We start from the raw sequence: 8,007 nt of genomic DNA, 5'->3' as shown, positions 1-8,007 counted from the left end.
GCCGTGCCGGAGGAGCACGGGTCCGTGTGGACCGAGGCGGGGATGATCGCCGGTGCCGCCGGTACGGGCGCGGCGGTCGTGGTGCTGGTGCTGCGGCTTCCGGTCCGCCGGCCCCGGCGGAGCTGACCCGCCGGCAGCCACAGCAGCAGACCCAGGGTGATCCAGACGTAGGTGTTGCCGCCCAGGAACCCGTCGAGGCCGGACGCGTCGTCGGACCACAGCCACACCACGCTCGTGCACAGCACGGCGTACAGGGCGCCCGGCGCCCGGAGGCGCCCCGCGCGGACCAGCACGGCGAAGGAGGGCAGCAGCCACACGAGGTGGTCCACCCGGGTGATCGGGCTGACGAGACAGGCGGCGAGACCGGTCAGGGCGAACGCCACCGTCCAGTCCCCCGCCGCGACCGCCCGGCGGGCCCGCACCGCCCACACGCCGAGGACCAGCAGCACCGCCAGGGCCCACACCGCGCGGTCCGGTTCGCCGAGCCGGGCCAGAACGCCCTGCACCGACTGGTTCAAGATATGGTCGAGGCGTCTCACACGGTCGGTGTCCCACAGCGCCTCCGTCCGGTAGAGGCGCGAGGCGTCCGGGTCCCCCCGGGCCGCCAGGGCCGTGGCACCGAGGGCCACCGCCGTCGCGACCGCCGCCGCCCGTCGGCGTCCGGCCACCAGCAGCAGGCCGATGAACAGCGCGGGCGTGAGTTTGATCGCCGTCGCGAGACCGATGCGGACGCCCGCCAGGCATCCGCGCCCGGTGGCGAGCAGCGTCGCGTCGGTGAGCACGAGTGCCAGCAGCAACAGGTTGACCTGGCCGAAGGAGCTCGTCGGCTGAGGGCACGCGGGAGGGCCGCCGGTCAAGAACGCTGAGGGCGCGCTGGAGGGCCGCCGGTCAGAACACCGACAGACCCGTCAGGGTCGTGAAGCGGTCGAGCGCCGCCACGCCCGCCACCGAGTTTCCCCGCTCGTCCAGGCCCGGGCTCCACACGCACAGCGTGCAGCGGCCGGGTACGACCGCGATGATGCCGCCGCCGACGCCGCTCTTGCCGGGCAGGCCCACGCGGTAGGCGAAGTCGCCCGCCGCATCGTACGTGCCGCAGGTCAGCATGATCGCGTTGATCTGCTTGGCCTGGCTGCGGCTGAGCAGGCGGGTGCCGTCGGCGCGGATGCCGTGCCGGGCCAGGAAGCTCGTGGCGAGGGCGAGATCGGCGCAGGACGCGGCGATCGAGCACTGCCGGAAGTACTGCTCCAGGAGCGTCGGCACCGGGTTGTCGATGTTGCCGTACGACGCCATGAAGTGCCCGAGCGCGGCGTTGCGGTCGCCGTGCGCGGACTCGGACGCGGCGACCTCCTGGTCGAAGGTCAGGTCGGGGTTACCGCTCTCCGCCCGCAGGAACGCCAGCAGTTCGCCCGAGGCGTCGCCGGTACGGGTGTGCAGCCGGTCGGTGACGACGAGGGCACCGGCGTTGATGAACGGGTTGCGGGGGATGCCGTTCTCGTACTCCAGTTGGACGAGGGAGTTGAAGGGGTTGCCGGAGGGCTCGCGGCCCACGTGCTCCCACAGGGCGTCGCCCTCGCGGGACAGGTCGAGGGCGAGCGTGAAGACCTTGGTGAGGGACTGCGCGGAGAACGGCTGCCGCCAGTCCCCCACCCCGTACACCGTGCCGTCGAGGTCGGCGACGGCCATGCCGAAGCTGCGCGGGTCGCAGGCGGCGAGCGCCGGGATGTAGCCGGCGGGCCTGCCGCGGCCGGGGGTCCGCTCGACCTCCTCGGCGATGCGCTCCAGGACCGGCTGGAAAGTCGTCGACGATGTCATGATCACCATTCTCCCTCCGCCGGTCCCGGTGCGCTCTCGTGGGTCAGGCCGGGGTCTGGCCGCTGCCCGCCAGGACCTCGGGGCGGAGCAGGCCGGCCAGTGTCTCGGCGGGGAGCAGGCCCTTCTCCAGGACCAGTTCGGCCACGCCCCGGCCGGTGGCGAGGGCCTCCTTGGCGATGTCGGTGGCGGCTGTGTAGCCGATGTGCGGATTGAGGGCGGTGACCAGGCCGATGGAGTTCTCGACGCTGGTGCGCAGCGCCTCGGTGTTGGCGGTGATGCCGGAGACGCAGCGCTCGGCCAGGGTCAGGCACGCGCTCTGCAGATGCGTGATGGACTCCGACAGGGAGTGCAGGATGATCGGCTCGAAGGCGTTGAGCTGGAGCTGTCCGGCCTCGGCGGCCATGGTGATGGTGACGTCGTTGCCGATGACCTCGAAGGCGACCTGGTTGACGACCTCGGGTATCACCGGGTTGACCTTGCCCGGCATGATGGACGAACCGGCCTGAACGGGCGGCAGGTTGATCTCGCCCAGGCCGGCCCGCGGGCCGGAGGACAGCAGCCGCAGGTCGTTGCAGCTCTTGGAGAGCTTGACCGCGACGCGCTTGAGCACGCCGGACATCTGCACGAAGGCGCCGCAGTCCTGGGTCGCCTCGACGAGGTTGGCCGCGGTCACCAGGGGCAGTCCGGTGATGGCCGCGAGGTGGCGGCGGGCCGCCTCGGCGTATCCGGCGGGGGCGTTGAGGCCGGTGCCGATCGCGGTCGCGCCGAGGTTGATCTCATGGATCAGCTGGACGGCCTCGGCGAGCCTGGCCCGGTCCTCGTCCAGCATGACGGCGTACGCGGAGAACTCCTGGCCCAGCGTCATGGGCACCGCGTCCTGCAACTGGGTGCGGCCCATCTTGAGCACATCGCGGAACTCGACGGCCTTGTGGGCGAACGTGTCCTGGAGAACGGACATCGCGTCGAGCAGCCCGCGCACCGCGAACACCGTCGCGATCTTGACGGCGGTCGGGTAGACGTCGTTGGTGGACTGGCCGAGGTTGACGTCCTCGTTGGGGTGCAGGAACCCGTACTCGCCCTTGGCGTGACCCAGCAGTTCCAGCGCCCGGTTCGCCACGACCTCGTTGGCGTTCATGTTGGTGGAGGTGCCGGCGCCGCCCTGGACGACGTCCACGACGAACTGGTCGTGCAGCTTGCCGTCGCGGATCTCGCGGCAGGCCTCGACGATGGCGGCGGCCTTCTTGGGGTCCAGCAGGCCGAGTTCCTCGTTGGCGAGGGCGGCGGCCTCCTTGACGGCGGCCAGGGCGTCGATCAGGTGCGGGTAGGCGGAGATGGGCATGCCCGTGATGGGGAAGTTCTCCGTGGCCCGCAGGGTGTGCACACCCCAGTACGCCTCGGCGGGAACGTCACGGTCGCCGAGCAGATCGTGCTCGGAGCGGGTGGCGGCGGTCATGACGGTGAGGGTCCTCTTTCTGAGGGAAGGAAGGTGGGTGCGCGCCCTTCAGGGGCGCGGGGGACCGCGCGATCAACCACGGACGGCCGTCGGACCGGCGACGGCCCGCAGTCCCCCTCGGGGGTCCGGCTACGAGTCGGCCGTCGCCGGAAGCGGATCCAGCGCACGGGCCACCCGCACGGACCCCACCGGCTCCCCTCCCCCGAGCAGCGGCTCGCCCCGGAACTCGGTGAGCAGCTCCGGATCGACACCGGCCCGGGCCAACGCCGCGGCGGCCACCGGCACCCGCGCCCGGTTCGCCCCGTCGGCGATCTTCACGGCGACGGCCCGCCCGTCGGGCAGCGCGGCGACCTGAACGCCCTCGAAACCGTCCTTGGAGAGCAGCCCCGGCACGGCCCGCATCAGCGCGGCGACGTCCCGCCCGGAGCCGGAGGCCATCTCCGCGTGCTCGCGCATGGCGTCGGCGACCCGGGCCTCGGGTGTGCCCGGCGCGGCCGTGACGATCCGGGCGGTGGCCCGGGCCAGGCCGTGCAGGGAGAGGGAGAACAGGGGCGCGCCGCAGCCGTCGACGGTGACTCCGGCGATGCGCTGCCCGGTGAGGTCCTCGACGATCTCGGCGATGGCCTGCTGGAGGGGGTGGCCGGGGGCGAGGTAGTTCTCCAGGGGCCAGCCGTTGAGGGTGCAGGTGTAGAGCATCGCGGCGTGCTTGCCGGAGCAGTTCTGGGCGAGCCGTGAGGGCAGCCGGCCCTCGCGCACCCAGGCGTCCCGGACGACCGGGTCGAACGGCAGGTCCGGGACGTTGCGCAGGTGGTCTTCGGTGAGCCCGGCGAGTTCGAGGATGCGCCGGGTGCCGGCGAGGTGGCGTTCCTCGCCGGAGTGGCTGGCCGCCGTCAGTGACAGCAGCTCGCCGTCGAGGGGCAGCCCGGCCCGGGCCATGGCCACGGCCTGGACGGGCTTGATCGCCGAGCGCGGGTAGAAGGCGGCCTCGATGTCTCCGATCTGGAGCCGGACCTCTCCGTCGGCGTCGAGGACGACGACGGAGCCGTAGTGGATGCCTTCGACGATTCCGCCGCGGATGAGGTGGGCGACGGGGGCGTGGACGGGTTCACGGACAAGGGGTGCGTCCGCGAGAGAACTGCTGAACATCACTGCCTGCTTCTCGTGGAGCGGCGCGTTCCTCACGCGTCGGCTCCGGTGGTGGACTTGCGCGCGATACGGCCGCGGATGCCGAACCATCCGACGACCAGGGCTCCGACGATCAGCGGCAGGCAGAGCACGGTGGTGCGTCCCGCGCCGCCGTCGGCGTACATGAGGACCAGGACGGAGGCGAGGAACGCCAGCGTCACGATCTCGGTCCAGGGGGAGCCCGGGAGCCGGTAGCCCGGGCGGGTCAGCTCGCCCTTCTGGGTCTTCTGCCAGAAGAGGAGGTGACAGACCATGATCATGCCCCAGGTGGCGAGGATGCCGATCGCGGCGAAGTTCAGCACGATCTCGAACGCCTCGGCGGGCACGACGAAGTTGAGGCCGACGCCCAGGACGCAGATGCCGCTGGTGAGCAGGATGCCGCCGTAGGGGACCTGGCTGCGGCTCATCACGGAGGTGAACCTGGGCGCGGATCCGGCCATGGCCATGGAGCGCAGGATGCGGCCGGTGGAGTACAGGCCGGAGTTGAGGGAGGACATGGCGGCCGTGAGGACGACGAGGTTCATCACGCCGCCCGCCGCCGGGACGCCGATGTTGGACAGCACCGTCACGAAGGGGCTCTCGCCGGCGGTGTACTTGTTCCACGGCAGCAGCATCGAGAGCAGCACGACCGAGCCGACGTAGAACACACCGACGCGCCACATGATCGAGTTGATCGCCTTCGGTATGATCTTCTCGGGATTTTCGGTCTCACCGGCGGTGACACCGACCAGTTCGACGGAGGCGTAGGCGAAGACGACGCCCTGGATGATCAGCAGCATGGGCAGCAGGCCGTGTGGGAAGACGCCGCCGCTGTCGCCGATCAGGGACGGGCCCGGGGTGTGGCCGTCGACGGGGTGCTGGGTGACCAGCAGGAAGATGCCGATGCACATGAAGACGACCAGGGCGCCGACCTTGACGATCGCGAACCAGAACTCCAGCTCGCCGAAGATCTTCACCGAGATGAGGTTCACGGTGAGCACCACGGCCAGCGCGATCAGTGCGATGACCCACTGCGGGATGTCGGAGAACATGCCCCAGTAGTGGGTGTAGGTGGCGACGGCGGTGATGTCGGCGATGCCGGTGGTCGCCCAGTTGAGGAAGTACATCCAGCCGGCGGTGTAGGCGCCCTTCTCCCCCATGAACTCACGTGCGTAGGAGACGAAGGCACCGGAGGAGGGCCGGTACAGCACCAGTTCGCCCAGGGCGCGCACGACGAGGAAGGCGAAGAGGCCGCAGACCGCGTAGGCGATGAAGAGGGAGGGGCCGGCGTCGGCGAGGCGTCCGCCCGCGCCGAGGAAGAGGCCGGTGCCGATGGCTCCGCCTATGGCGATCATGTTGACATGCCGGGACTTCAGGGACTTGCTGTAGCCCTCGTCTCCGGCATCGACATGGACGGAACGTTTCTGCACCTCGTTGTGCAGGGACTGCTCGCTCACGCCTCGGGTCCGCCTTCCGTGGGGGTGTCCGTGCGCGATGGACGCACGATGTCGGTGAGGGTCGTCTCGACGCGGTCGAGGTGGTGGGCCATGGCCTCCACCGCGTCGTTCTCGGAACCGTCGATCAGCGCCTCGACGATCGCCCGGTGCTCGCGGTTGGACTGCTCGCGGCGGCCGCCCAGCTCGTTGAGGAAGGCCGACTGGCGGGCCAGCGCGTCCCGGATCTCCTCGATGACCCGGCGGAAGACCGGGTTCTGGGCGGCCTCGGCCACGGCGAGATGGAACAGCGTGTCCATGGCGACCCAGGCGGTGGTGTCCGTCTCCCGCTCCATCCGGTCCAGCAGGTGGGCCAGGTGGTCGAGGTTCTCCGGGGTGCGGCGCCGGGCCGCGTACCCGGCGACCGGGATCTCGACGTGGCGGCGCACCTCCAGCAGGTCGCTGGCCGCGTAGTCGCCGAAGGTGGGGTCCTCGACGGTGCTGGCGACGACGAAGGTGCCCTTGCCGGTCCGGGACACGGTCAGACCCATGGTCTGCAGCGCCCGCAGCGCCTCGCGCAGCACCGGCCGGGAGACCTCGAGGGTGCGGCACAGCTCCGCCTCGGAGGGGAGCTTGTCGCCGATGGCGTACTCGCCGCGTTCGATGGCTCCGCGCAGGTACGCCAGCACCGCTTCCATGGCGCTGACGCGCCGCACGGGCTGTCCGGCTGTCCGGCTGTCTGACAGGTTCACGGGAGAGATACTCCGCGCGACGGCTTGTGCTGTCAAGGGGTGCCCCAGGGGCGCGGGGAACTGCGCGACGAGCCGCGATGGCGCCGCAGACAGCCGACGGCGCCTCCCGGCAGACCACTCAACTGTGCAGCACACCCACTCCGAGCAGCCCGAACAGCAGCACTCCCACCACGATCCGGTAGATCACGAAGGCGTTGAAGGAGTGCTTGGCGACGAACTTCAGCAGCCAGGCGATGGAGGCGTACGCCACGACGAACGAGACGACCGTGCCGACGGCCAGCGGCGCCGCGCCCACCCCCGCGCCCAGCGCGTCCTTGAGCTCGTAGAGGCCGGCGCCGGTCAGGGCGGGGATGCCGAGGAAGAAGGAGAGCCGGGTGGCGGCGACGCGGTCCAGGTCCAGGATGAGCGCGGTGGACATGGTGGCGCCGGAGCGGGAGAAACCGGGGAAGAGCAGGGCGAGAATCTGGGAGCTGCCGACCAGCATCGCGTCCTTGAACGAGGTGTCGTCCTCGCCGCGCTTGTGCCGGCCCATCTGGTCCGCCGCCCACATCACGCCGCTGCCGACGATCAGCGAGCCGGCGACCACCCACAGCGAGGCGAGCGGGCCCTCGATGAGCGGCTTGGCGGCGAGTCCCACGGCGACGATCGGGAGGGTCGCATAGATGACCCACCAGGCGAACTTGTAGTCGTGGTGGTACCGCTCCTCGCGGTCGCGCAGGCCCCTCCCCCAGGAGGAGACGATCCGCACGATGTCCTTGAAGAAGTACACGAGCACCGCGGCGATCGCGCCGACCTGGATGACGGCCGAGAACCCGACCACGGCGTGGTCGTCGACGGGGATGCCCATCAGTCCCTCGACGATCTTCAGATGCCCGGTGGAGGAGACGGGCAGGAACTCGGTCACCCCCTCGACGGCTCCGAGGACGACGGCCTGACCAACGCTGATGACGCTCATGGGATCCAGTTCTGCTCGGGGGCGGGAGCGGAGGGGACCGTCTTACTACACCCGGACGAGAACGGATCTCATGCACGCGCCTAGTAACGCGCCAGTGCCGCCCCCGCGAAGGCCGCGGCGAGACCGGCCGTCACGGTGGCCGCGACGTTGAGGGCGGCCTGCAGACGCGCCCCGGTCTCCGCCAGCCGCAGCGTCTCGTAGGAGAACGTCGAGAAGGTCGTCAGGGCCCCGCACAGGCCGGTGCCGAGCAGGATCTGGAGGTGTGTGGCGGCTCCGGTGAGCAGGCCGAGGATCAGGGAGCCGGTGACGTTCACCGTGAAGGTGCCCCAGGGGAAGACCGAATCGTGCCGCGCCTGGACCGCCCGGTCGGTGAGGTAGCGCAGCGGGGCCCCGACCAGGGCGCCGCCGACGACCAGCAGCCAGTTCACAACGAGTTCT

The 8,007-nt window shown here is 70.8% G+C and carries 8 protein-coding genes; all 8 read right to left on the bottom strand.

Annotated features, from left to right (window positions below; all coding sequences use genetic code 11):
• On the bottom strand, positions 1 to 857 hold an 857-nt coding region (locus ABZ281_RS27765), incomplete at its 3' end, for a glycosyltransferase 87 family protein (RefSeq protein ID WP_356659755.1).
• Positions 858 to 888: 31 nt separating this feature from the next.
• Positions 889 to 1,821, bottom strand: a complete 933-nt coding sequence (locus ABZ281_RS27760) for a glutaminase (RefSeq protein WP_356659753.1) — start codon at positions 1,819 to 1,821, stop codon at positions 889 to 891.
• Positions 1,822 to 1,855: 34 nt separating this feature from the next.
• Entirely contained in the window at positions 1,856 to 3,265 is a 1,410-nt protein-coding gene (gene aspA, locus ABZ281_RS27755) for an aspartate ammonia-lyase (RefSeq protein WP_356659751.1), read from the bottom strand.
• A 129-nt stretch (positions 3,266 to 3,394) separates the two neighbouring features.
• A complete protein-coding gene (locus ABZ281_RS27750; RefSeq protein WP_356659761.1) occupies positions 3,395 to 4,411 on the bottom strand; it encodes an asparaginase in 1,017 nt (338 codons plus the stop codon).
• Positions 4,412 to 4,443: 32 nt separating this feature from the next.
• Positions 4,444 to 5,886 carry an amino acid permease gene (locus ABZ281_RS27745; RefSeq protein WP_356659749.1) on the bottom strand — a complete coding sequence of 481 codons (1,443 nt, stop codon included), beginning with the start codon at positions 5,884 to 5,886 and terminating at the stop codon, positions 4,444 to 4,446.
• The gene (locus tag ABZ281_RS27740; protein WP_356659759.1) at positions 5,883 to 6,560 is read right to left on the bottom strand and encodes a FadR/GntR family transcriptional regulator; all 678 of its coding nucleotides are present in this window, start codon (positions 6,558 to 6,560) and stop codon (positions 5,883 to 5,885) included. The genes ABZ281_RS27745 and ABZ281_RS27740 overlap by 4 nt, the downstream gene beginning before the upstream one ends.
• A gap of 172 nt (positions 6,561 to 6,732) precedes the next feature.
• On the bottom strand, positions 6,733 to 7,569 hold the full coding sequence (locus tag ABZ281_RS27735; protein WP_356659747.1) for an undecaprenyl-diphosphate phosphatase: 837 nt from the start codon (positions 7,567 to 7,569) through the stop codon (positions 6,733 to 6,735).
• Positions 7,570 to 7,649: 80 nt separating this feature from the next.
• Complete coding sequence (gene crcB, locus ABZ281_RS27730) at positions 7,650 to 7,997, bottom strand: fluoride efflux transporter CrcB (protein WP_356659757.1); 348 nt, start codon at positions 7,995 to 7,997, stop codon at positions 7,650 to 7,652.
• Positions 7,998 to 8,007 lie beyond the last annotated feature (10 nt).

Origin of the sequence: Streptomyces sp. NPDC006265, from assembly GCF_040613555.1 — a bacterium.
Classification (GTDB): domain Bacteria; phylum Actinomycetota; class Actinomycetes; order Streptomycetales; family Streptomycetaceae; genus Streptomyces.
This window is presented reverse-complemented; position numbering and strand designations above follow the sequence as displayed.

What these genes read in the sequence shown, in the direction of transcription:
- ABZ281_RS27760 (WP_356659753.1), bottom strand. Translation starts at nt 1,821, where the DNA reads ATGGTGATCATGACATCGTCGACGACTTTCCAGCCGGTCCTGGAGCGC.
- aspA (WP_356659751.1), bottom strand. Translation starts at nt 3,265, where the DNA reads ATGACCGCCGCCACCCGCTCCGAGCACGATCTGCTCGGCGACCGTGAC.
- ABZ281_RS27750 (WP_356659761.1), bottom strand. Translation starts at nt 4,411, where the DNA reads ATGTTCAGCAGTTCTCTCGCGGACGCACCCCTTGTCCGTGAACCCGTC.
- ABZ281_RS27740 (WP_356659759.1), bottom strand. Translation starts at nt 6,560, where the DNA reads ATGGAAGCGGTGCTGGCGTACCTGCGCGGAGCCATCGAACGCGGCGAG.
- ABZ281_RS27735 (WP_356659747.1), bottom strand. Translation starts at nt 7,569, where the DNA reads ATGAGCGTCATCAGCGTTGGTCAGGCCGTCGTCCTCGGAGCCGTCGAG.